This window comes from Pseudomonas sp. H2_D02 (genome assembly GCF_054677635.1).
In genome coordinates this window covers 3,634,159-3,656,556 of the sequence record NZ_CP162816.1, presented here as the reverse complement: position 1 = coordinate 3,656,556, position 22,398 = coordinate 3,634,159, and the positions used below count along the sequence as shown (strand labels likewise).

Here is a 22,398-nt window from a genome sequence, read left to right as displayed (position 1 = left end):
GAACCGCGGCGTGCGGCAGAATCTGCGCCGGCACAACGAGAACGGGCGCAGCCCCTGCGGGTGCGCCCGTTTGTTGTCTTGCCAGTGAGATTTCCGCGTCTCTAGAACTCCGCGACCTTGCCCCAGGACGAAGACTGGAAACGGTCCGGATGATAGGGTCGTGGGTCAACCAGGGGGGCCATGCCCGTGACGATATCGGCGATCAGATGACCCGCGCCCGGGCCGATGCCAAAACCGTGGCCACTGAAGCCCGCCGCCAGCACCAGGCCCGGGAGCTCCGCCATTTCACCGATCCCCGGGACACCGTCAGGCGTGCTGTCGACATAACCGGCCCAGGCTCCGGTGATCGATGAGGCCTTCAGCATCGGCACCAGGTCGATCGCACGTTTGTACGTCAATTCAACCACCCGGGCATCTGCCTTGGGATCCAGGATCCGCATTCTCTCCATCGGGGTGGGCTGGTCCAGGCGCCAATGACCCAGGCCTTCGTGTCCCGCCTGGAACCCTTGCAAGCCACCGGGCGCCAGCTTGCGCCAGCGGCGCTGGAACATCGGCAGGAACTGCGGGGCGAAACGCAGCAGTTGCGGCGTCGGGTCAACCCGCCCCCTGCCACTGATTGCCAGGGTGAAGCCGCCATCCGAGCGCCGGGTCATGGAAATGTCGGCGGTGTGCAGCGCATCCGGGATCTCCGGGGCGCCCTTGGACACCGCCATTACGGTCTGGCGAATGGTCGCCTGGGGAAAACGAATGCCGTACTGCCGGCAGAACGACGAGGCCCACGCGCCGCCCGCGAGAACAGCAAGAGGGGTGCGAATGGTGCCCTTCTCGGTCACGACGGCGGACAGCCGTCCGCCCTCGGTCTCGAGGCCACGCGCCGCGCACCCTTGATGCACCGTGCCACCCAGCTTGATGATTGCCCGCGCCACCGCCGGTGCCGCGCGGGACGGGTCAGCGGTGCCGTCGGTCGGTGAAAACACCCCGCCCCTCCAGGGTTTGCCCGTCACTCGACCGTGTTGAGCAGCCTGTTCCGCCGTCAACATATGGGTTTTGACATTCACGGTCCGGGCGAACTCACCCCATTGCGCCCAGCCGTCCAGCTCCTTCTCACTGTTGCTCAAGTAGAGCAAACCACAGCGCTTGAAGCCGGTGTCCTCGCCGGAGTCCGCTGCGAACTGCTCCCACAGGTCCAGGCTCTTGGTCGACAGCGGCAACTCACGGGCGTCTCGATTCTGTTGGCGGCACCAGCCCCAGTTTCGACTCGATTGCTCGGCACCGATCCAGCCTTTTTCCACCAGGGCGACTTTCATGCCGCGCTTGGCCAGGTAATAGGCGGTAAAGGTCCCGATGATGCCGCCGCCAATCACGACCACATCAGCGTGCGTCGGCAGCTCGGAACTCGTCTCTACGGAAGTTAACGGTGCAGGCATTTGTCAGGATGTCCATTGAGGGCCGGGAAGTAAAAAGCACATCTTCTTCATGGCTTTATTACAACACTTGGAAACCGTGCATAAACCGTTAAAAGCATAGGCTGCCTGGTACAAACCACCGTTTTACGAGACCTGTTCAGCAGACTTTGCGGGACGCCACGAACGCGGGCATCGGTGTGCTTGAAATCGACGAGTTGCTCGTTGGAATACAAAATCCACTCGACAATGGGCCGTCAAAGCCCCGATGGGGCATTTGAGAACAATGCCCCGTGGCGAGGGAGCAAGCTCCCTCGCCACGGGTCCATCATGGTTCTCAAGTGAACAGCATCATCTACCAAAGCGCCACGTCATAGGTCACGTAGATCCGGTTGCTGTCGCGCCCCCGGGAAAAATCGGAGCGATAGACATAGTTGCGCAGTTTCACGCCCAGGCCTTTGAACGTGCCTTGCTGCACGACATAGGCGATTTCGGCATCACGCTCCCACTCCTTCACGGTGCTGTTGGACTTGCCGTCGTTGCCGCTGAGGTAACGGCTGGTCAATGTCAGGCCCGGCATGCCAAGGCGAGCGAAGTCGTAGCCGTAACCGAGCATCCAGGTCTTTTCGTCTTCCTCGATGAACTTGCCGATCCCGACGTTGCTGAAGGAATACACGGTGGCGCCGCTGATGTAGGGCAGCCCCGCTTCGCCGCTGAGTTTCTGGTAGCCCGCGCTGAACGTGTGGCCGGTCACGGCGTACGACAACAGGCCATTGAGCATCTCGTTGTCGACTTTACCGCCGTAGGCCGAGCCGGAATCGGCGCTGTTGAAATAGCGCAGGTCGCTGGTGAGCACGCCGGGGCCCAGCGGCAAATCGTGTTGGATCCCGGCGAAGTGCTGCCGGTAGAAGTTCTCCAGTTCGCCATGGAAATAGCTCAAGCGCAGGTTCTTTGTCAGCTTGTAGTCGCCACCGGCGTAGCTGAAATCGCCTGACTGGTCGCCACCATAACCGTCGGGCACGATCGGCATGCTGTCGCTGGAGTCCCGTAGCTTGAAACGCTCCACGTGCCCGCCCGTCAGCGTGAGGTTGTCGATGTCATTGCTACTGATCTGGGTCCCTTGATAGGTCTGGGGCAACAACCGCGCATCGTTGTAGATCAGCACCGGAGTTTTTGGCAGCAAGGTGCCGTATTTGACCGTGGTCTTGGCCAGTCGGGCCTTGGCGGTCATGCCCGCGCTGGCAAATTCGTCGGCGGCACGGCCGTCATCGTGAACCGGTAGCAGACCAGTGCCGCTGCGGCCACGCCCGGAGTCGAGCTTGACCCCGAGCAGGCCCAATGCATCGACCCCGAAGCCGACAGTGCCTGGCGTAAAACCCGATTGGTAGTCGAGCAGGAAGCCCTGGGCCCATTCGGTGCGTTCGCTTTTGGCGGTCCTCGCCGCCCGTGGGCTCATGCCGTGCTCATCACGAAAATTCTCGTTGAAGTACACGTTGCGCAGTTGCAGCTTGAGCTTGCTGTCATCAATGAAACCTTCGGCGCTGGCCGTGGCGAGGGGCAATAGCCCAAGGATCGGAAACAAAGCCCCGCGGGTAAGCAAAGTGTTCATGTCTGGCTACTCATTGTTTTTATTGGGTGCAGGCCAGCCCGCACCCGCGTGCGGAGGGTGCGTCAGGCGATCAGGCAACGTGATGTCGGGTGAATCAGGAGAACAGCGTCAGCGCCCCGGTCAGCAAGGCCAGCGCGGTAATCACCAAGGAGGTGAGCACGGCCCATTGGATGGTGGCTTTCTGGAAGTCACCGAGGTCGCGGTCGACCATGCCCACCAGCAACAAGGTCGAAGCCACCAGCGGGCTCATCAGGTGCACCGGTTGGCCGAGGATGGACGCCCGGGCGATTTCGACCGGATGGATCCCATAGGCGGCAGCGGCGTTTGCGAGGATCGGCACGACCCCGAAGTAGTAGGCGTCGTTGGACAATACGAACGTCAGCGGCATGCTGGTGATTGCCACCACCAGGGGGAACAGATGGCCCCAGGAAGGCGGAATCCAGTCGACCAGGGTTTGCGCCAGGGCGTCGACCATTTTCGTCCCGGAAAATATCCCGGCGAAAATCCCCGCCGCGAATACCAGCAGCACGACGGTCATGGCGTTGCCCGAATGGGCGAGGATGCGCTCCTTCTGGATGTCCAGTTGGGGATAATTGATGACCAGCGCCAGCACGAAGCCGATCAGGAACAGGATTGCCGAGTGCATTATCCCCATCACCAGCGCGACCATCACCGCGACCACCAGCAGCAGGTTGACGTAGGCCAGTTTCGGACGCTTGTGCGGGGTGTCTTCGAGGATCGCCTTGATATAGCAATCACCGCCACCGCTTTGCAGTTGGATATTGCCGATGCGCTTGCGCTCGGCACGGCCCAGTAGGAACGCCGTGAACACCACCCACATCGCGCCACCGATCATGGTCGGCAGCAACGGCACGAAGTACTCGCCGGCATCCAGGCCCAGTGCCGCGATGGCGCGGGTCGCCGGGCCACCCCAAGGCGTCATGCCGCTCATGATGCTCAGCGACAACATCGCCACGGTCGCCAGGATCATCGGGTTCATGCCGATGCGCTTGTACAAAGGCAACATCGCCGCGCAGGTGATCATGTAGGTGGTCGTGCCGTCACCGTCCAGTGCCACCAGCAGCGACAACAGGGCCGTGCCCACGGCGATTTTCATCGGATCGCCATTGACCCGCTTGAGGATCTTGCGGATCAGCGGGTCGAACAGGCCGGCGTCGATCATCAGGCCGAAAAACAGGATCGCGAACAGCAGCAACGCGGCCGATGGTGCGACCATCTTCAGGCCGTCCAGCATCATCTTGCCGGTGGTGCCGCCAAAACCACCCATCACCGCGAAGATGATCGGCACGATCGTCAGAGCAACGATCGGCGACAGCCGTTTGGTCATTATCAGGAAGGTGAAGACCACCACCATGGCCAAGCCAAGTAAAGCGAGCATATGTCAGATCTCTTGTTGTTATTGAGTAGCTGATGCAATGACAAGGACTGCCTGGGTTATCCGGCCAGGCGCTGGGAAACCGTGGCGTAGACGAAACCTGAAAAGAGCCTGCGAGCGGTACGGACCACCGAGGCGCGGATGGTCTCACCCTTTTCGCCGGTGTAGGACAACACCACATCGATACCACCGCTGGGGTGCTCGATGCGCACCCGCTGCAAACGCGGCTCTCTGGCGCCACCGATGAGATTGGCCGCGACGCTGCCGTCGGTCACGCAGGCGGTCGCCAAGCCGATGGAGCCGGTGATCGCCAAGGCGCGATGACAGTTGTGCGGCATGAAGTAGCGCACCTGGATCGTCCCGCCGCACTTTGGCGCCGACACCAGCACCGGCTTGGGAATCACCTTGTCGCTGACATCGCCCAGGCCCATGGCGAGCCCGGCTTTGAGTCGCAGGGATTCCAGGCGCTGCAAAAACGCCTTGTCCGCGTCCAGCTCTGCGGGGCTTTCGTCACCGCGCTTGCCCAACTGGCTCGCCTCGACGATCAGCATCGGCATGGCCATGTCGATACAGGTCACCGGGATGCCGTCGATCAGGTCCAGGGATTGCCCGGTGGGAAAGAGCTTGCCCGTCTTGCTGCCCGCCGCATCAAGGAAGGTCAGTTGCACCGGAGCAGCCGTGCCCGGCACGCCGTCGATGGCGGTGTCGCCTTCGTAGCTGACCTTGCCTTCCGGCGTCTGGACCTCGGCATTGACGAACGTTCCGGTATTGAGGTTGCGGATCCGCACACGGGTCAGGTCGCCCGTTGCCTTGACCAAGCCTTGCTCGATGGCAAACGGGCCGACGGCGCACAGCATGTTGCCGCAATTGGGTGCGGTATCGACCCGACGCTGGGAAACCATGACCTGGACGAACAGGTAGTCAACGTCGGCATCGGCGTGCAGCGACGGGCTGACAATCGCCACTTTGCTGGTCTGTGGGCTGCCGCCGCCGATGCCGTCGATTTCTAGCTCATGGCCCGAGCCCATCAGATTCAGCAGCAACTCGTCACGTTCAGGGATCGCTGTCGGCAAATCCCACGCAAGAAACACCGGACCTTTGGAAGTGCCGCCGCGCATGAGTACACAAGGAATTCGTTGCATGAACAGTAACTCTTGTTGATCAATCTGGATAATTGATGTTCAGGACACAAGAGTGGCAGGGTTTAAAAAGTGATTCCAATGCAAAGATCGGAGCTATTATTGCGTTTCACAAAAGAATTATCTTAGGATCCGACGCCAGTCAATCCGCCCATCCCACCGAGAGAAAACATGGAATACGAGCTCCAGGACATCCGATCTTTCGTGAAAATCGCTGAACTTGGCAGCTTCCACGAGGCGGCCGATGCGCTGCACCTGTCGCAACCCGCCTTGAGCCGACGGATGAAAAAACTCGAAGAGGGATTAGGCACCGCCCTGCTCGACCGCACGACACGAAAGGTCAGCCTCACCAGCGTCGGGCGTGATTTCCTGCCCAAGGCGCGGCGCCTGCTGGACGACTTCGACGATTCGATCCTCAACATCCGCGAACTGGCGGAGCGGCAGATCGGCCGCGTGACCTTGGCCTGCATCCCCACGGCGGCGTTCTACTTCTTGCCTTCGGTGATCCGGCTCTATAACGAGCGCTATCCGAAGATCCGCATCCGTCTGCTGGATCTCAGCGCCAACGAAGGATTGGAAGCCGTGCTACGCGGCGAAGCCGATTTCGGTATCAACATGATGAGCGGCCAACACCCGGACATCGAGTTCGTGCCCTTGGTCAACGAACCCTTTGTGCTGGCTTGCCGCCGGGACCATGAACTCGCAGCGCGCAGTGCCGTGACCTGGTCGGAACTCAGCGATTATCGGTTGATCGGGGTTGGACGCCTGAGCGGCAACCGGATGCTGCTCGATCACGCCCTGTCCGGCCTGAGCTGGCGCCCGCAGTGGTTCTACGAAGTGCAGCACCTGTCCACCTCGCTGGGGTTGGTCGAGGCCGGCCTCGGCGTGTCGGCGATGCCCAGCCTGGCAATGCCCGCCGAGGACCATCCCACGTTGGTCAGCGTGCCGCTGATCGAGCCGGTGGTGAACCGATCCCTTGGCCTGGTCTATCGACGGGGTGCATCGCTGTCTCCCGCGGCGGAGAAGTTTGTTTCGATTCTGTTGGAGCAGTGGCCGCAGTAGGAGCGGCAAGAACAGGACGTACAACGATGGCAACGCCTGCAATCGGGATAGCTGAGCGCTGTTCAGGAACAGTTCAGCCATACCATCACGCTATAGTGAACCGCCCTTTCCCCGGATGCGCATCCCGGATGCCGGATCGCGTCGCTCGATCGAATGTATGAACCTACCAGTCAGGAGACCCCATGAAGCTCAGCCACCTGTTTTATGCATGCGCGTTATCAGCCACCCTGGCGATTGGCAGTGAGGCATCGGCGCAAACCCTGCCTCCCACGGCTGTGGTCCGTATCGCGCAGCTGGAAATCGATCCGACTCAACTGGAGCGCTATACCGAGATCGTCAAGGAGGAGATGGAGATCTCCGCACGGGTGGAGCCTGGCGTGCTCGCTATTTATTCGGTGGCGGATAAAGACCATCCGCATCAACTCCATTTCTTCGAAATCTATGCAGATGAGCAGGCTTACCAGTCCCACATCATGTCTGCTCATTTCAAGCGTTACGTCGAGCAAACGCAATCGATGATCCGCTCGCGTCGGCTGATCGAGACGATGCCGGTCCAACTGAGTTCGAAATAAAACCGTCGGGGCAGCTTTGCTGCGCAGCAAAATCGCCGGGCCCGGACGAACGCCCAGGCCCAGCCAACACTCAATAATCCCAAGACCCCGCCACCCAGCGAAACGCATCCCCGTTGACCGCCACCCGGCCCACGGAAGGAAACGAAAGGTGAGTGGCCACGAACAGCTCGCCGCTCGCCGCGGCTTCTTGCATCAGCCGTACACGAACGCGCACCGCTTCTTCAGGGTCGTGCTCGAAGCCGTTCTGCCAATCGGGATGGTCGAAGGCCACCGGGAACAGGGCATCGCCGGCAAACGTCAGTTTTTCATTGCCGGACGTCACATGCACCACGCTGTGCCCCGGCGTATGCCCGCCCGTGCGCTTGACCACCACGCCCGGCGCCACTTCATATTCCTGCTCGAAGGTGTGCAGTTTGTCGTGGTACGCCTCCATGAATTGCTGCGCGGTGGTGTGCAACACTTCCGGTATTGGCGAAGGCATGACAGTGCGTGAGAAATCGGGGTTGGCCCAGAACTCGACTTCGGTCGCACACACATGAATCTTCACATCCGGCCGCAGACGGCTCTTCACCTCATCGACCAGCAGCCCGCCTATGTGGTCCATGTGCATATGGGTGATGACCACGTCGGTGATGGAGGAAAGCTCGATGCCGGCCGCTTCCAGTCGCTTGGGAAACAGGCCGGCGCGGGGGAAGCCGGGAAACTGGCCACCCAGGCCGGCGTCGACCAAAAGGGTCTGCTCGCCGCTGCGCACCACCAGCACGTTCAGCGCCCAATCGAATGCGTCGGGGCCGAGGTACATATCCTTGAACCACGCGGCGCGGGCGGCCGGGTCGACGTTGGTGGACATGGTCGAGGTCGGCAGCGGCAGCACGCCATCGCTGACCACCAGCACATCGATGTCGCCGACCTTGAGTGCGTAGCGCGACGGAACCAGTTCTTCGGTCGCGGATACCCCTTGGATCGCTTGTTTTTGCGCGGTGTCTTGCTGATGCATCGTCATGATCGCTCTCCTGTCATGAATGGGGCGAACCGTCTTTCCTGTGCCAGAACAACGGTTCACCTGGAGAACGAGTGTGCGGCGTGGCGTGGCGCGCTCGATACCATACGAGGGTATGCCGCGCCCACATCTTGGCGTGATCGTTTCAAACGAACGGTGGGTGATTTGCAAGATTGGGCAATCATCGGACCGGATCGTGCAAGCTATCGTCCCCAATGCTTCCTATAGTAATCGGTGCCCAACCATCTGGAGCTGGTCCGACTATGAGCGCCCTCAATATCAATGGCCGTGAGCACACGGTTGACGTAGACCCTGGCACCCCGATCCTGTGGGCCCTGCGCGACACGCTGGGCATGACCGGCACCAAGTTCGGCTGCGGCGCGGCCTTGTGCGGCGCCTGCACCGTTCACCTGGATGGCCAGGCCATCCGGTCCTGCGTGACGCCGGTCGCGGCGGCGATTGGCAAGAAGATCACCACCATCGAAGCAGCCACCGATGGCAGCGACCCGGTGGGCAGCGCCGTCCACGAAGCCTGGGTCAAGCACGATGTCGCGCAGTGCGGTTACTGCCAGAGCGGCCAGATCATGAGCGCCACCGCATTCCTCAAGGCCCAGCCCAAGGGCAAGCAGCCGACCCCGGCCGAGATCGACTCGGCCATGGCCGGCAATATCTGCCGCTGCGGCACCTATGCCCGAATCCGCGCCGCGGTGGCTGATGCCGCCAAAGCCCTCGCCTGACAGGGACTTCGCCATGCTCAACGAGATTTTTCCAACCGAACTTCCGCGCGCCTTGCAGCACCTGCTTGAGCGCGATGATGCGGACGGTCCAGCGACCCTGCCCCGCCGCAGCTTCCTCAAAATCGTCGGCATCGGCGGCCTGGCCTTGGGTGCGTTTCCTCACCTGGCCCTTGGGCAGCAAGCCAATGGCGCGGGCGAAGGTCCCCTCAAGCCGACCCAACAACCTTCGGCCTTCGTGCAGATCGCGCCGAGCGGCGAAGTGACGGTGACGATCAATCGCCTGGAGTTCGGCCAAGGTGTGCAGACCGGCCTGCCAATGATCCTCGCCGAAGAACTCGACGCCGACTGGAGCCTGGTGCGCACGCGCAACGGCAGCAACGACGCGGCCTACATGGACCCGGCCTTTGGCATCCACCTCACCGGCGGTTCCAATTCGATCAAGAACAGTTACACCCAATACCGCGAACTGGGCGCCCGCGCCCGGTCGATGCTGCTGGCCGCGGCGGCGGCGCGCTGGAACGTCGACGCCGCCAGCCTGACCACGCAAAACGGCACGGTGTTGGGCCCGGGCGGCCGCAAGGCGACCTACGGCGAGTTGGCCGAAGCCGCCATGGCGATGCCCGTGCCGGAGAAGGTCACGCTCAAGGATCCCAAGGATTTTCGCATCATCGGCCAGGCCACCAACCGCCTCGACGCCAAGGCCAAGAGCAGCGGCCAGCAGGATTTCGGCATCGACGTGCATTTGCCGGGGCAACTCACCGCAGTGGTCGCCCGGCCGCCGGTGTTCGGCGCCCGCATCGCCTCCCTGGACGACAGCGCCGCACGCACCACCAAAGGCGTAAAAGCCGTGCTGCGCGTGCCGCTTGATGGCGGTGCCGAAGGTGTCGCGGTGATCGCCGACGGTTACTGGCAGGCGAAGCTGGGTCGTGACGCGCTGAAAGTCGAATGGGACGCGGCCAAGGTCGAAAAAGTCGACACGGAAAAACAACTGGCCCAGTACCGCGAGCTGGCTGGCCAATCCGGCCCGCTGCACTTCGATGCCGATATGAAGCCCCTGGCCTCCGCGCCGCACCAGTTGGAGGCCGAGTTCGTATTCCCTTATCTGGCCCATGCGCCCATGGAACCGCTGAACTGCACCGTCCAACTGTCCGAGGGCCGTGCCCAATTATGGGTGGGCACACAGTTCCCCGGCGGCGATGGCGCGGCGGCGGCCAAGGTGTTGAACCTCAAGCCCGAGCAAGTCCAGGTGAATGTGCAGACAGCGGGCGGTGGTTTTGGCCGACGCGGCGTGCCCACCAATGATTTTGTCGTGCAGGCCTGCGAAGTCGCCAAGGCCGCCCGCGCCGCCGGGCTCGATGCGCCCATCCGCACCCTGTGGAGCCGGGAAGACGACATCAAGGGCGGCTATTACCGGCCCATGCACCTGCACCGCGCGCGCATCGGCTTCGACGACAGCGGCAAGGTGTTGGCCTGGGACCACGCCCTGGTCGGCCAATCCATCCTCACCGGCACCCTGTTCGCCGGGCAGATGAAAAACGGCATCGACCCCACCGCCACGGAGGGCATGCGCGATCCGTATCCATTGCCGATGCGATTGACCGTGCATCATCCGAAGCTCAACGTGCCCGTGCTCTGGTGGCGCAGCGTCGGCTCGACCCATACCGCTTTCGTGATGGAAACCCTGATCGACGAAATCGCCCGCACGACGAAGCAGGATCCAGTGGCCTACCGGATGAAGCTGTTTGGCGAGCAGAGCCCGCGCCATCGTGACGCGCTGCAACTGGCGGTGGACAAGAGCGGCTACGGCAAGCGCCAACTACCCGCCGGCCAAGCCTGGGGCGTGGCGGTACATGAGTCGTTCAGCTCGGTGGTGGCCTACGTGGTCGAGGCGTCGGTGCAGGATGGCCGTCCGGTGCTCCACAACGTTACGGCGGGCGTGCATTGCAATCTGGCGGTCAACCCGCGCAGCGTCGAAGCCCAGGTACAGGGCGCCGCGCTGATGGGGTTGTCAATGTGCCTGCCTGGTGGCGCGGTGACGTTGAAGGACGGCGTCGTGCAACAAAGCAACTTTGCCGACTTCAGCGTGCCGCGCATCACCGACATGCCGCAGATCGCCGTGCACATCGTCCCCAGCGCCGAGCCGCCGACCGGCATGGGCGAACCCGGCCTGCCGGCCTTGGCGCCGGCGTTTGCCAATGCCATTGCCAGCCTGACGGGCAAGCCACTGCGGCAGTTGCCGTTCAGCCTGGCTTGATTGGAAGTGGATGCCAAACCCGTGGTGAGGGAGCTTGCTCCCGTTGGGTCGCGAAGCGGCCCCAAACCAGCCACCGCTGGGTGTCAGGCTGATCCCAGCTAGCCTTGTGGGGTCTACTGCGCAGCCCAGCGGGAGCAAGCTCCCTCGCCACGGGGACACCGCTTGTCAGCTATTGCGGCGACTTCACAGATGGTCTGCGTCAATCACAGCCTGGGCGAAGGCCTGCGGTGCCTCTTGCGGCAGGTTATGACCCACGCCACCGTCGATCAGTCGATATTGGTATTTACCGGTGAAGCGCTTGGCATAGGCTTCTGCCGGTGGATGCGGCGCACCATTGGCGTCGCCCTCAAGCGTGATCGTCGGCACGGCGATGGACGGAAAGGTCGCGAGTTTCTTTTCGAGCCCTGCGTATTTGGCCTCGCCCTTCAGCAGCCCCAGGCGCCAACGATAGTTGTAGATCGAGACAGCCACGTGATCGGGGTTCTGCAAGGCCGCGGCGCTTCGATCGAAGGTCGCGTCGTCAAAGCTCCACTTCGGCGAGGCCAGTTTCCAGATCAGCTTGGCGAAGTCATGGGTGTTCTTCTCGTAGCCCAGGCGACCACGCTCTGTCGCGAAGTAGAACTGATACCACCATTGCAACTCGGCGGCCGGCGGCAGCGGAGCCTTGCCAGCCTCCTGGCTGCCGATCAGGTAGCCACTCACCGCAACCAGCGCTTTCACACGCTCCGGCCACAATGCTGCGACGATGTCGGCGGTTCGCGCGCCCCAGTCATAGCCGCCGAGCACGGCTTGCTTGATGTTCAGTGCGTCCATGAAATCGATCAGGTCACTGGCCAGCGCCGATGGCTGGCCGTTGCGCAGGGTCTTGCCCGACAGGAAGCGTGTATCGCCGTAGCCCCGGGCATAGGGGATCAGCACGCGATAGCCCTTCTCGGCCAACGCCGGCGCCACATCCGCATAACTGTGAATGTCGTAAGGCCAGCCGTGCAGCAAGATCACCACCGGCCCGTCGGCGGGACCGACTTCAGCGTAGGCCACGTCCAACAGGCCAGCCTTGACATGCTTCAACGGCCCGAACGAAGTGTGGCTGCCCGGGATGATCGTGCCGACAGTGGTGGCGGGAACATCGGCCGCATTTGCCTGGAACGATGCCAATCCCAACGCGCCCAGTTGCAGCAGCGCGCATGCGAGGACGGTGGGTGCAAACCGGCGACGGTGGCGCTGTAGGTTTTCTGGCTTCGACAAAGTGGTGTACATGGTAGATCTCCTTGAAGGCCGACGCCTCAGTTGTCCTGGCCGCAATCCTGGGCAATCGCGCTGTAGTCCAGCGCCCGGATCGCGCCGGTGGAGTCCAGGTAGGTCATGCGCGATTCGACGACGCCACAACCCGACCCCGCCCCTTGCTTGACCGACAGCACCTTGGCGATGTCCAGGTGATCGCCGTACATGTAAGCCTGCGGCTTGACGGTGTCCTGGGCGTTGGCTGCCACGGCGCCGAGACTGAGGATGGCGAACAAGGAAGCGATGCTGAGGTGCTTGAAGTTCATGGCGGTGTCTCCGACGTTTGAGTGAGTACCTGGGACGGCGTGTGCTGTCTCAATGGGGCTCATTTGACGCCGGTGAGGTATCTCGGGTGTGTCGCCGATGGGCTTGGAGGAATCGTTTCGTGTCTACAAAGGCTCTGGATACACAGCGATACATTTGCCTCGGGAGGACTTCGATCTTTTCCTGCGGGAAGTTTGCTTTATCATGGCGACCACCCTTCCCCGACCTGATGGAACCACCATGACTTTCGATTTCGACCTGGTGTTCGAGCGCCACGGCACCGGTAGCACCAAGTGGAGCCGCTACCCGGCCGAGGTATTGCCGATGTGGGTGGCCGACATGGATTTCGCCGCGCCACCGGTGGTCGTCGATGCGCTGCGCAAGCGCCTGGAGCATCCGATGCTCGGCTACAGCGTGGCCCAGGACAACCTTCGCGCCGCCATCGTCGCCGACCTCTGGAGCAAATACGCCTGGCGCGTCGAGCCCCAGCAGGTCCTCTTCCTGCCAGGGGTCGAGCCGGGCTTCAACATGGCCTTGCATGCGCTGGTGGAACCGCAGCAGAACGTCGTGGTGCAGGTACCCAACTATCCGCCGCTGCGCAACGCCCCGGGGAACTGGGGCCTGAAGAAGGTGGAGCTGCCGTTCAACCCGCTCAACGGCGAATTCCACACGGACCTGACCGGGCTGACAGCTGCGTTGCACGGCGGCGGCGCACTGTTGCTGAGCAACCCGCACAACCCGCTGGGCAAGGTGTTCGGCCACAGCGAATTGAAGGCAGTTGCAGACATCTGTGTCGAGCAGGACGCCTGGATCATCTCGGATGAAATCCATGCCGAGCTGTGCTTCGACGGTCGCAAGCACATCCCCACCGCCACCCTTGGCGCAGAGATTGCCGAACGCACCATCACGCTGATGTCCGCCAGCAAGGCTTACAACATCGCCGGCCTGAAGACCTCCTTTGCCATCATCCAGAACGCCAAGCTGCGGGAACGGGTCAACGCGGCCAGGGCCGGCATGGTCGACAGCGTCAACGCCCTCGGCCTCGAGGCCACCCGTGCGGCCTACAGCGAAGCGGGTCCGTGGCTGGAAGCCTTGAAGGACTATCTGCAAGCCAACCGCGATTACCTGGTCGAAGCCGTGAAGACCCGTCTGCCGGGCATCACCATGACCGTGCCCCAAGGCACCTACCTGGCGTGGCTGGATTGCTCCGGGTTGGGGCTGGACGACCCGCAGGGTTTCTTCCTCAAGGAAGCCAAGGTCGGCTTGAGTGCCGGGTTGGATTTCGGCGACGACGCGGGGCAGTTCGTGCGGTTGAACTTCGGCTGCCCCCGGGCGTTGCTGGAGGAAGGGATTGCGCGGATGGAGCGCAGCCTGAAATCCCGAGCCTGACCGAATCTCTTGTGGCGAGGGGATTTATCCCCGCTCGGTTGCGCAGCGACCGCAAAAAACAGGGCCGCTGCGCGACCCAGCGGGGATAAATCCCCTCGCCACAAAGGCACCAATCTCAGACCATGCTGGTGTCAGTCATGCATATCCGGCGTATGCACAAAGCACAACTTGTTCCCCTCCGGATCCCGGCAATAGGCGCCGTAATAATCCTTTGAATATTGCGGCCTCAGGCCCGGTGCGCCTTCGTCGAAACCGCCCAGGTCGAGCGCTGTCTTCCAGGCGTCGCGCACGGCTTGCTGTGACTCAGCAGCAAAGCTGACTTGCATGCCATTGCCCCACGTCGCCGGCAGCCCATTGATCGGCACCTGGACGAACACTTGCGGCCAATGCTTGCCAGGCTGATGCCAGCCCTCCCCGGGTGGCCCCGAATCATCCTCGCTCTCCATGCGCACCAAGCCCAGGCAGCCGAGCACGGCATCATAGAATGCGACCATTTTCGGCAGGTCCCGCGCGCCAATCTGTATGTGACTGAACATGCTGTTTCTCCTGTTGAATCTTTCCTGACATTTGAATAGACGGCCTTACCCACGTTCACCCGGACGTAGGGTCAGTCGACGAACCGCTGCCGGTCACGCTCATCGACCGACGGGATAATCCAACCGAACTCTGCTGGAAAGCCCGAAGTCCACCCTCCATCGCAACCACTCGACATGGAGAACGACAATGGCCAACTACCCCACCCCACCCTTCCCCAAGCAACAACAACCCGTACCTGGCAGCCAGCAGAAGATGGAGCCTTACCCAGACTGCGGCGAACAAAGCTACAAGGGCTCCGGACGCCTGGCGAACAAGATAGCGCTGATCACCGGCGCCGACAGCGGCATCGGGCGCGCCGTGGCGATTGCCTTCGCCCGCGAAGGCGCGGACGTGGCCGTTTCCTACTTGAACGAACATGAAGACGCCAAGGAAACCGCGCGCTGGGTCGAGCAGGCTGGCCGCCAATGCCTGTTGCTGCCGGGCGACCTCGCCGACAAGGCGCAATGCCGCAAGGTCGTCGATGAAACCGTGGCGCGCTTCGGGCGTATCGACGTGCTCGTCAATAACGCCGCGTTCCAGATGACCCATGAGAGCCTGGAAGAAATCCCCGACGAGGAATGGGTCCGCACGTTCGATATCAACATCACCGCGATGTTCAGGATCTGCCAGGCCGCGGTGCCGCACATGAAGGCCGGCGGCTCGATCATCAACACCACCTCGGTCAACTCCGACATGCCCAAGCCGACGTTGCTGGCGTATGCCACGACCAAGGGCGCCATCGCCAACTTCACCTGCGGCCTGGCGCAGATGCTCGGGCCCAAGGGCATCCGCGTGAACAGCGTTGCGCCGGGGCCGATCTGGACGCCGCTGATCGTCGCCACCATGCCCGAGGAAGAAGTGCAGAATTTTGGGTCCCAGACGCCGCTGGGCCGTCCCGGCCAGCCGGTGGAAGTGGCGCCGATCTTCGTGCTGCTGGCGTCGGATGAGTCCAGTTACATCTCTGGCTCGCGATATGCGGTGACGGGGGGCAAGCCGATCCTGTAAGCACACGCACATCCCCGTGGCGAGGGAGCTTGCTCCCGCTCGGTTGCGCAGCGACCGCAAGATGTTGGGGCCGCTGCACACCCCAGCGGGAGCAAGCTCCCTCGCCACAGAAGCGTCCTTCGGATCACTCTTGGCAATCACCGAAATCTTCCCGTTACGCTCGATAATCGCAAACTTGATCTGGTCCAGGGTCTCGATGCCCTGGCTGGAGCGGGCCGCTTCCATGATGTCTGCCTCGATCAGCCGGGCATGGCGCATGCGCCCCTCCAAGATGCGCCCGTCCTCGACGATGATGGTCGGGCCGCCGTCTATCAGCCGGGACACCCAATCGGAGCGCAGCTTGAGCAACGAAAACCCGACGTCGATGGCAATCAGCGTGACGATGACCATGAACGAGTTGGTCATCGAAAAGTCATCCCCCAGCAACGCCTGCTGGGTCGCCTCGCCGATAATCATCAACAGCACAAAGTCGAAGGTGGTGATCTCAGCCAGAGAACGACGCCCGCGATCCTGAACAGCACCATCAATACCGCGTACATCGCGGCGGCGCGCAATACCGAATCCATACGTCACCTAAGGAAAGATGAATTGATTGAACGTCACCACCGCGCCATGGGACGTGGCGATGCGGGTTTGATAGGTGCCAAGGCCTTCGCCGAGCAACGACAGGTGCAGGTTGGCCTGCCCCTCGCCATCCGCCTGCAGCCAGATTTTCATGCCCGGTCCTGCGGCCGCCGAGCGCATGGGCTGCGGTTGCACGCTCTGCACGTCGAACCCTTCCAGCCAGTCACCCCCGAGTTCCACCTCCAGCACGGCGCCAGGCGCGCCCTTCAGGCGAATGATCATCGGGTTGGTCGAGCCGTTGCGGTGGAATTTTTCGTACTCGACACCAATGCTGCCGTCGGCGCTGTGCATTTCGCGGCTACTCAGCGGGCCACGGGAAAACAACCCGAGCAGGGTCAGGATCACCAGCAGCACCAACACGTACCAACCCACCCGTTCGAAACGCCAGACCTTGTGCTGGAACGCCATGTCCTCGCGCACCGGGAACTCGCGGCTACGGTGGTCATCCTGGTCGTCCTGGTCGTATTCGTCGGTCATGACGGTCCTCCCTATCGACGATCGCCCGTCAAAGCCCGCTGGTGATAGCCCGGTATCTGTTGCAAGGCGTACTCACTGGAGAGACGTTGTACCTGGGAACGATCGCCGAAGAACCGCTCCCGGCGACTGAACAGCGCGCGTTGCCCGTCCACTTCGAACGCCCAGGCAAAACACACCGTGCCGGCGGGAATACCGTCCTTGTCGTCCGGCCCGAGCAGGCCGGTGGTGGCGACCGCGACGTTGGCGTTGGCGTCGCGCAGGGCGCCGAGGGCCATTTCCTCGGCGACTTCACGGCTGGTCAGGTTGAAGGTGTCGATGGTTCGTGGCTTGACCCCGAGCAGGCGTTGCTTGGCTTCTGGGGAATACACCACATAGCCGCTTTCGATCAGCGAACCGCTGCCCGGCACTTCGGCCAACAGCGTGACGATCAGCCCCGCAGTGCAGGACTCGGCGGTGGTCAGGCGCAAGTCATGTTCGCGCATGTACTCGATCAGGGAATGGGCAACAGTCATGGCATACAGTCCTTCATGGATGCTGATGGGTTGACCCCCGCCGTTTCGAATCATTCCCTTTATCGCTCCGTCGCCCGGACCGGCCAAATAAATGAAACCCCTGGCCAATCCTGTACCTCATAACCGTATGAGCCTCATGCAGAGGCTGTCCTGATCAGGAGGTCGTCATGTCCGTGCTTTTCGTCAAACTGTTCACCCATCCCGAATTCGCCTGGGGGGACATCCGCGAGCAAGAGCAGGCTCATCCACACCATTACCTGGCGCATCTGCTGTTGCTCGCGTTGATCCCGGCGGTGTGCCTGTTCATCGGCACCACCTGGACCGGTTGGAGCCTGGCCGAGAACGAAACCGTGCGACTCAGCCACGCCAGCGCGCTACAGCTATGCGTGCTGCTGTACGTGACCATCGTGGTCGGCGTGTCGCTGATGGGGTTGTTCATCCGCTGGATGTCGCGCACCTTCGAGGCCCGACCGACGGTCAACCAGTGCATCGGTTTCGCCGCGTACACCGCGACCCCGTATTTCCTGGCCGGAATCTTCGGCGTGTATCCGAGCCGCTGGCTGGCGGTGGCGGTCCTGCTGGCCGCTTCAGTCTATTCGACGTTCCTGCTGTTCGTCGGCTTGCCCAAGTTCATGGGCTTGAAGAAGGAACAGGGCCTGCTGTATTCGGCCAGCGTCTGGGGCGTGGGTTTGCTGGTGCTGGTGACGATCCTGGTGGAAATGATCCTGCTGTGGTTCAACTATCTGCAGCCGGAATACCTGCGGGTTCCGGTAGGCTGAATGGCTTTTGAAGGTACACAATGTGGGTGGCGGCGGCGTAGCGAAGCGTGAGTTTTCGCAATCTTCGCGTAACCCGACTATCCTGCGACTTTTTGTATCCCGAATCGAGTCGGCAGCGCTGGACCGCCCCGCCGCCCTTAAGGCCAAATTTATATGCCATCTTCAAGCAAACGCTCTCCCAACGTGCCACAGCGACGAGAGCTGAGCCCCAGCAGCCTGGATTTCGCCGTGGTCGGAATCGGTGCTTCCGCGGGTGGGCTACAGGCCATCAAGCAGTTTTTCGAACACATGCCCAAGGACAACGGCATGGCGTTCGTGATCGTTTTGCACCTCTCCCCGGATCATCAGAGCATCGCCGACAAGATCATCCAGGAATCCACCAAGATGCCTGTGTTGCAGGTGACCGAGGCGGTGCCGATCGAGAAGAACCATGTCTATGTGATTTCCCCGGCCCATCAGTTGTCGATGAACGACGGCTACCTGAAGGTTTCCCCGGCCGAGCCGCGCCAGGGCGGGCACGTGGCGATCGACCTGTTCTTTCGGGACCTGGCCGATGTGCACAAGGACCGGGCATTTTGCCTGGTACTGTCAGGCACCGGCTCGGACGGCGCCGTGGGCCTGTCGCGCATTAAGGAACAAGGCGGCGTGACCATCGCCCAGTCGCCCCAGGACGCCGAGTTCGATGGCATGCCCCAAGCCGCCATCGACACCCAAATGGTCGACCTGGTCCTCCCTGTCGTCGAGATGCCGCAAAAGCTCTTGGAGCTCTGGCGCAACTCCCAGGCCATCCGCCTGCCGACCGCCAACGATCCGGAGATCCATACCCAACCGCCGGCCTCCGAGCGTGAGGCGATCGCCGCCGAGCAATCGCTGCATGATGTTCTGGTGCTGCTGCGCGCCGACACCGGCCATGACTTCAAGCATTACAAGCGCGCCACCGTGCTGCGGCGCATCGAACGGCGCATGCAAGTCACCACCCAACCGGACCTGGGCGCCTACTACAGCTACCTGCAGAATCATCCGGAAGAAACCAAGGCGCTGCTCGGCGACCTGCTGATCGGCGTGACCAACTTCTTCCGTGATCGCGAGGCCTTCGAAGCCCTTGAGCGTGACGTCCTGCCCAACCTGCTCAAGCCGGTGGAACCGGGCAGCGTGCCGCCGGAGGAGATCCGCGTCTGGTCAGCCGGTTGCTCGACCGGCGAAGAGGCCTACACCCTGGCCATGTTGCTCAGCGACCAGCTGCAACACGACGCCAGCAGCGCCAAATTGCAGATATTCGCCACCGATATCGATGAACGGGCGATTACCGTGGGTCGCGGCGGCGCCTATCCGGAAGCGATCATCACCGACGTCCCCCCTACCCGCCTGCGCCAGTACTTCTTGAAGGAAGGCGCCAGTTTCAGGGTTCGCAAGGAAATCCGCGAACGCGTGCTGTTCGCCAAGCACAGCCTGCTGTCGGACCCACCTTTCTCGCAGATTGACCTGATCGTCTGCCGCAACCTGCTGATCTACCTCGACCGCGAGGTGCAGCGGGAAATCCTGCAAATGTTCCACTTTGCCCTGCGTCCTGGCGGTTATTTGTTCCTCGGTTCCTCGGAATCGGCGGATGCGTGCCATGAGCTATTCAGCCCGGTGGACAAGCGCAACCGGATCTTCCGGGCCAAGTACGGCACTGCCAGCAGCCGCCGCACCCCGACCATGCCCCGTGGCGGCTACGTGCGCAGCACCTCGTCCCTGGTCCCCGCCCAGGTCCCGGTGCCGCGCAAGGTGTCGTTTGCCGATATCCACCTGCGCGCCATCGAACAGGCCGCGCCACCCAGCATCATCGTCGACAGCAATGGCGACATCCTGCACATGATCGAAAGTGCCAGGCGTTTCCTGCGCCATGTCGGCGGCGAGATGTCGCGCAACCTGCTCACGCTGATCAATCCGCAACTGCGCCTGGAAATCCGCACCGCGTTGTTCCAGGTCAACCAGAACGGCCAGCCGGTCAAGTCGCGACAGGTCAACATGGAGCGCGATGGGCGACGTTTCCTGGTGGACCTGCTGGTCCAGCCGTATCGCGACGAATTGTCCGATGGCGAGTTCGTGCTCGTGGTGTTCGAAGAGGAAGAAGTCGACCCCAGCCAACAGGTCGGCACCATCACCAGCCAGACCGAAAACCAGGTCCTGGCCAATCTGGAGCGCGAGCTGCAGCGGACCAAGTTGCACCTGCAAGACACCATCGAGCAGGCCGAGGTCTCCAGCGAGGAGCTCAAGGCCTCCAACGAAGAAATGCAGGCCATCAACGAGGAACTGCGCTCCGCCACCGAAGAACTGGAGACCAGCAAGGAAGAGCTACAGTCGATCAACGAAGAACTGCTGACGGTCAATTACGAGCTCAAGACCAAGGTTGAAGAAACCGACAAGATCAACGACTACCTGACCAACCTGATCGCTTCCACCGACATCGCCACGGTGTTCATCGATCGCAGCATGCGCATCAAATGGTTCACGCCTCGGGCCACGGAGATCTTCAGCATGCTTCCGGTGGACACCGGGCGTTCGTTGCTGGACATCACCCATCGCCTGGACTACCCCGACATGGCGGCGGACGCGACCCAGGTGTTCGAATCCCTGAACATGATCGAGCGCGAAGTCAGCAGCAGCGATGCTCGCTGGTACATCGCCCGGCTGCTGCCGTACCGCTCCAGCGAGGACCATATCGACGGCACGGTGCTGACCTTCATCGACATCACCAAGCGTCGAGCCGCCGAAGAAGAGCTGCGCTTGGGCGAGGAGCGCATGCGCCTGGTGGCGGAAAGCACCCGCGACTACGCGATCATCCTGCTGGACGAGCACGGCGTGATCACCAGTTGGAACACCGGGGCGGAGCTGATCTTCGGTCATAGCAAGAGCGAAGCCGAAGGCAGTTACTACGACTTCGTGTTCACGCCGGAGGACCGTGCCACCGGCGTCCCCGAAACGGAATTGAGCACCGCTCGGGCCAACGGCCGTTGCGAAGACGAGCGCTGGCACCAGCGCAAGGACGGCAGCCGCTTCTTCTGCAGCGGCGAGGTCACGCTGCTCAGCGGCGACTATTTGCAGGGCTACGTGAAGATCGCCCGTGACCTCACCGGCCACAAGCGCCTGCATGAGGAACAGACCCAACGGCTGATGGAAACCCAGAACTCCAGCCATTTGAAGGATGAGTTCTTCGCGGTCATGTCCCACGAGCTCAAGCACCCGTTGAACCTGATCCAGCTCAATGCCGAGCTGCTGCGGCGCCTGCCGGTGACCAAGACCGTCACCGCGGCAGCCCGGGCCGTGAACACCATTTGCGACGCGGTCACCAGCCAGGCGCGCATCATCGACGACCTGCTGGACGTGGCCCGTGTCCGCACCGGCAAGCTCAAGCTCAAGCGCCAGCCGGTCGATCTGGCTCGCGTGCTGCAAGACATCTACACCGTGGTGATCAACGACAATCACCCGAACAAAGTCACCCTTGAGCTGCCTGAGGGCTCCAGCGGCGAGCTGGTCGTCAATGCCGACCCGACCCGGCTGGAGCAGATCATCTGGAACCTGGTGAACAACGCGCTGAAGTTCACCCCCAACGGCGGCCGGGTGCAACTGGTCGCCAGCCATGACGACCATATGGCTCGCCTGGACGTAAAGGACTCTGGCGTGGGTATCGCGGCGGAGCACCTGAACGAAGTGTTCGACCTGTTCGGCCAGGCCGAGACCCAGCACGCCACCCACCAGCGCGAAGGCCTGGGGATCGGCCTGTCACTGGTCCGGCAATTGACCGAAGCCCACGGCGGCAGCGTCGAAGTCAAGTCCGAAGGGCTGGGCAAAGGCTGCACCTTCACCATTCGCCTGCCCTTGAGCAATGCCGCGATCGAACCTAAACCGCAGTCTTGCGACGAACAGTCCGGGCGCCTGGGCGGTTTAACGATCCTGCTGGTGGATGACTCGCCCGACGTGCTCGACACCCTCAAGCTGCTGCTGGAGATGGAAGACGCCATCGTGGTTGCCTTCGATCAGCCGTTGGAGGCGTTGGAAGCCGCCAAGGATGGCCGTTTCGACGTGGTGATTTCCGACCTCGGGATGCCGGTGATGAACGGCCATGAACTGATGCAGGCCCTGCGCAAGCTGCCCCATATCAAGCACATCCCGGCCATCGCCCTGACCGGCTACGGCGCGTCCACCGACCTGAATAAATCCCAGCAATCGGGCTTCGACCAGCACATCGGCAAGCCGGTGTCCTATGACGAGTTGATTGAAACGATCGAGCAGTTGCGGCGTTCGCAGGTTTATTAAAACCAGGGCCTGACCGCTAA

18 protein-coding genes and 1 pseudogene are annotated in these 22,398 nt (G+C 62.2%); 8 read left to right on the top strand and 11 right to left on the bottom strand.

What is annotated here, in order from left to right:
* Positions 1-101: 101 nt before the first annotated feature.
* From AB4N42_RS16840 to AB4N42_RS16825, 4 genes are all read right to left on the bottom strand, one after another.
* On the bottom strand, positions 102-1,427 hold the full coding sequence (locus AB4N42_RS16840) for an NAD(P)/FAD-dependent oxidoreductase (protein ID WP_030140632.1): 1,326 nt from the start codon (positions 1,425-1,427) through the stop codon (positions 102-104).
* A 331-nt stretch (positions 1,428-1,758) separates the two neighbouring features.
* Complete coding sequence (locus AB4N42_RS16835) at positions 1,759-3,012, bottom strand: OprD family porin (protein ID WP_198796827.1); 1,254 nt, start codon at positions 3,010-3,012, stop codon at positions 1,759-1,761.
* 94 nt (positions 3,013-3,106) lie between these two features.
* Positions 3,107-4,411, bottom strand: a complete 1,305-nt coding sequence (locus AB4N42_RS16830) for a CitMHS family transporter (protein WP_030140630.1) — start codon at positions 4,409-4,411, stop codon at positions 3,107-3,109.
* A 56-nt stretch (positions 4,412-4,467) separates the two neighbouring features.
* Positions 4,468-5,550 carry a 4-oxalomesaconate tautomerase gene (locus AB4N42_RS16825; RefSeq protein ID WP_030140629.1) on the bottom strand — a complete coding sequence of 361 codons (1,083 nt, stop codon included), beginning with the start codon at positions 5,548-5,550 and terminating at the stop codon, positions 4,468-4,470.
* A gap of 168 nt (positions 5,551-5,718) precedes the next feature.
* On the opposite strand from AB4N42_RS16825, the gene AB4N42_RS16820 reads away from it, so the two are divergent.
* Both AB4N42_RS16820 and AB4N42_RS16815 read left to right on the top strand, forming a co-directional pair.
* Positions 5,719-6,609: a LysR family transcriptional regulator gene (locus AB4N42_RS16820; RefSeq protein WP_030140628.1), complete on the top strand. Its 891-nt coding sequence runs from the start codon at positions 5,719-5,721 to the stop codon at positions 6,607-6,609.
* Positions 6,610-6,791: 182 nt separating this feature from the next.
* Positions 6,792-7,181: a putative quinol monooxygenase gene (locus tag AB4N42_RS16815; RefSeq protein WP_030140627.1), complete on the top strand. Its 390-nt coding sequence runs from the start codon at positions 6,792-6,794 to the stop codon at positions 7,179-7,181.
* A 70-nt stretch (positions 7,182-7,251) separates the two neighbouring features.
* Here the strand turns inward: AB4N42_RS16815 and AB4N42_RS16810 are convergent, their stop codons facing one another.
* A complete protein-coding gene (locus AB4N42_RS16810; RefSeq protein WP_030140626.1) occupies positions 7,252-8,184 on the bottom strand; it encodes an MBL fold metallo-hydrolase in 933 nt (310 codons plus the stop codon).
* Positions 8,185-8,444: 260 nt separating this feature from the next.
* On the opposite strand from AB4N42_RS16810, the gene AB4N42_RS16805 reads away from it, so the two are divergent.
* A complete protein-coding gene (locus AB4N42_RS16805; protein ID WP_217859581.1) occupies positions 8,445-8,918 on the top strand; it encodes a (2Fe-2S)-binding protein in 474 nt (157 codons plus the stop codon).
* Positions 8,919-8,931: 13 nt separating this feature from the next.
* Positions 8,932-11,172 (top strand): xanthine dehydrogenase family protein molybdopterin-binding subunit, encoded by a 2,241-nt coding sequence (locus AB4N42_RS16800; protein WP_198796823.1) that lies wholly within the window; start codon positions 8,932-8,934, stop codon positions 11,170-11,172.
* Between the two features lie 183 nt (positions 11,173-11,355).
* On the opposite strand, the gene AB4N42_RS16795 is transcribed toward AB4N42_RS16800, so the two are convergent.
* Together AB4N42_RS16795 and AB4N42_RS16790 are read right to left on the bottom strand one after the other, a co-directional pair.
* On the bottom strand, positions 11,356-12,429 hold the full coding sequence (locus AB4N42_RS16795) for an alpha/beta fold hydrolase (RefSeq protein ID WP_217859583.1): 1,074 nt from the start codon (positions 12,427-12,429) through the stop codon (positions 11,356-11,358).
* 26 nt (positions 12,430-12,455) lie between these two features.
* Positions 12,456-12,719, bottom strand: a complete 264-nt coding sequence (locus AB4N42_RS16790; RefSeq protein ID WP_334597731.1) for a DUF2790 domain-containing protein — start codon at positions 12,717-12,719, stop codon at positions 12,456-12,458.
* A gap of 238 nt (positions 12,720-12,957) precedes the next feature.
* Between AB4N42_RS16790 and AB4N42_RS16785 the strand changes: the two genes are divergently transcribed.
* On the top strand, positions 12,958-14,106 hold the full coding sequence (locus AB4N42_RS16785; RefSeq protein WP_460115021.1) for a MalY/PatB family protein: 1,149 nt from the start codon (positions 12,958-12,960) through the stop codon (positions 14,104-14,106).
* Positions 14,107-14,237: 131 nt separating this feature from the next.
* Here AB4N42_RS16785 and AB4N42_RS16780 read toward each other — a convergent pair whose 3' ends face one another.
* Entirely contained in the window at positions 14,238-14,642 is a 405-nt protein-coding gene (locus AB4N42_RS16780) for a VOC family protein (RefSeq protein ID WP_181288785.1), read from the bottom strand.
* Positions 14,643-14,829: 187 nt separating this feature from the next.
* Here AB4N42_RS16780 and AB4N42_RS16775 point away from each other — a divergent pair, with 187 nt between their 5' ends.
* On the top strand, positions 14,830-15,687 hold the full coding sequence (locus AB4N42_RS16775) for an SDR family oxidoreductase (protein ID WP_460115020.1): 858 nt from the start codon (positions 14,830-14,832) through the stop codon (positions 15,685-15,687).
* 135 nt (positions 15,688-15,822) lie between these two features.
* Here AB4N42_RS16775 and AB4N42_RS16770 read toward each other — a convergent pair.
* The 3 genes and pseudogenes from AB4N42_RS16770 to AB4N42_RS16760 form a co-directional block, all read right to left on the bottom strand.
* Positions 15,823-16,253 (bottom strand): annotated as a pseudogene (locus tag AB4N42_RS16770) (DUF421 domain-containing protein); the annotation flags it as partial.
* Positions 16,254-16,260: 7 nt separating this feature from the next.
* A complete protein-coding gene (locus AB4N42_RS16765; protein WP_217859588.1) occupies positions 16,261-16,788 on the bottom strand; it encodes a hypothetical protein in 528 nt (175 codons plus the stop codon).
* Positions 16,789-16,799: 11 nt separating this feature from the next.
* Positions 16,800-17,300, bottom strand: a complete 501-nt coding sequence (locus AB4N42_RS16760) for a CinA family protein (protein WP_181288788.1) — start codon at positions 17,298-17,300, stop codon at positions 16,800-16,802.
* A 167-nt stretch (positions 17,301-17,467) separates the two neighbouring features.
* Here AB4N42_RS16760 and AB4N42_RS16755 point away from each other — a divergent pair, with 167 nt between their 5' ends.
* Together AB4N42_RS16755 and AB4N42_RS16750 are read left to right on the top strand one after the other, a co-directional pair.
* Positions 17,468-18,079 carry a Yip1 family protein gene (locus AB4N42_RS16755; protein ID WP_249874605.1) on the top strand — a complete coding sequence of 204 codons (612 nt, stop codon included), beginning with the start codon at positions 17,468-17,470 and terminating at the stop codon, positions 18,077-18,079.
* 153 nt (positions 18,080-18,232) lie between these two features.
* Positions 18,233-22,378: a CheR family methyltransferase gene (locus tag AB4N42_RS16750; RefSeq protein WP_460115019.1), complete on the top strand. Its 4,146-nt coding sequence runs from the start codon at positions 18,233-18,235 to the stop codon at positions 22,376-22,378.
* The last annotated feature ends 20 nt before the right edge of the window (positions 22,379-22,398 follow it).

Excerpts from the sequence above, each read along its gene's own strand:
- AB4N42_RS16830 (WP_030140630.1), bottom strand. The coding sequence starts at position 4,411 with ATGCTCGCTTTACTTGGCTTGGCCATGGTGGTGGTCTTCACCTTCCTG.
- AB4N42_RS16835 (WP_198796827.1), bottom strand. The coding sequence starts at position 3,012 with ATGAACACTTTGCTTACCCGCGGGGCTTTGTTTCCGATCCTTGGGCTA.
- AB4N42_RS16750 (WP_460115019.1), top strand. The coding sequence starts at position 18,233 with ATGCCATCTTCAAGCAAACGCTCTCCCAACGTGCCACAGCGACGAGAG.
- AB4N42_RS16825 (WP_030140629.1), bottom strand. The coding sequence starts at position 5,550 with ATGCAACGAATTCCTTGTGTACTCATGCGCGGCGGCACTTCCAAAGGT.
- AB4N42_RS16810 (WP_030140626.1), bottom strand. The coding sequence starts at position 8,184 with ATGACGATGCATCAGCAAGACACCGCGCAAAAACAAGCGATCCAAGGG.
- AB4N42_RS16795 (WP_217859583.1), bottom strand. The coding sequence starts at position 12,429 with ATGTACACCACTTTGTCGAAGCCAGAAAACCTACAGCGCCACCGTCGC.
- AB4N42_RS16840 (WP_030140632.1), bottom strand. The coding sequence starts at position 1,427 with ATGCCTGCACCGTTAACTTCCGTAGAGACGAGTTCCGAGCTGCCGACG.
- AB4N42_RS16815 (WP_030140627.1), top strand. The coding sequence starts at position 6,792 with ATGAAGCTCAGCCACCTGTTTTATGCATGCGCGTTATCAGCCACCCTG.
- AB4N42_RS16755 (WP_249874605.1), top strand. The coding sequence starts at position 17,468 with ATGTCCGTGCTTTTCGTCAAACTGTTCACCCATCCCGAATTCGCCTGG.
- AB4N42_RS16790 (WP_334597731.1), bottom strand. The coding sequence starts at position 12,719 with ATGAACTTCAAGCACCTCAGCATCGCTTCCTTGTTCGCCATCCTCAGT.
- AB4N42_RS16785 (WP_460115021.1), top strand. The coding sequence starts at position 12,958 with ATGACTTTCGATTTCGACCTGGTGTTCGAGCGCCACGGCACCGGTAGC.
- AB4N42_RS16765 (WP_217859588.1), bottom strand. The coding sequence starts at position 16,788 with ATGACCGACGAATACGACCAGGACGACCAGGATGACCACCGTAGCCGC.
- AB4N42_RS16820 (WP_030140628.1), top strand. The coding sequence starts at position 5,719 with ATGGAATACGAGCTCCAGGACATCCGATCTTTCGTGAAAATCGCTGAA.
- AB4N42_RS16800 (WP_198796823.1), top strand. The coding sequence starts at position 8,932 with ATGCTCAACGAGATTTTTCCAACCGAACTTCCGCGCGCCTTGCAGCAC.
- AB4N42_RS16780 (WP_181288785.1), bottom strand. The coding sequence starts at position 14,642 with ATGTTCAGTCACATACAGATTGGCGCGCGGGACCTGCCGAAAATGGTC.
- AB4N42_RS16805 (WP_217859581.1), top strand. The coding sequence starts at position 8,445 with ATGAGCGCCCTCAATATCAATGGCCGTGAGCACACGGTTGACGTAGAC.
- AB4N42_RS16760 (WP_181288788.1), bottom strand. The coding sequence starts at position 17,300 with ATGACTGTTGCCCATTCCCTGATCGAGTACATGCGCGAACATGACTTG.
- AB4N42_RS16775 (WP_460115020.1), top strand. The coding sequence starts at position 14,830 with ATGGCCAACTACCCCACCCCACCCTTCCCCAAGCAACAACAACCCGTA.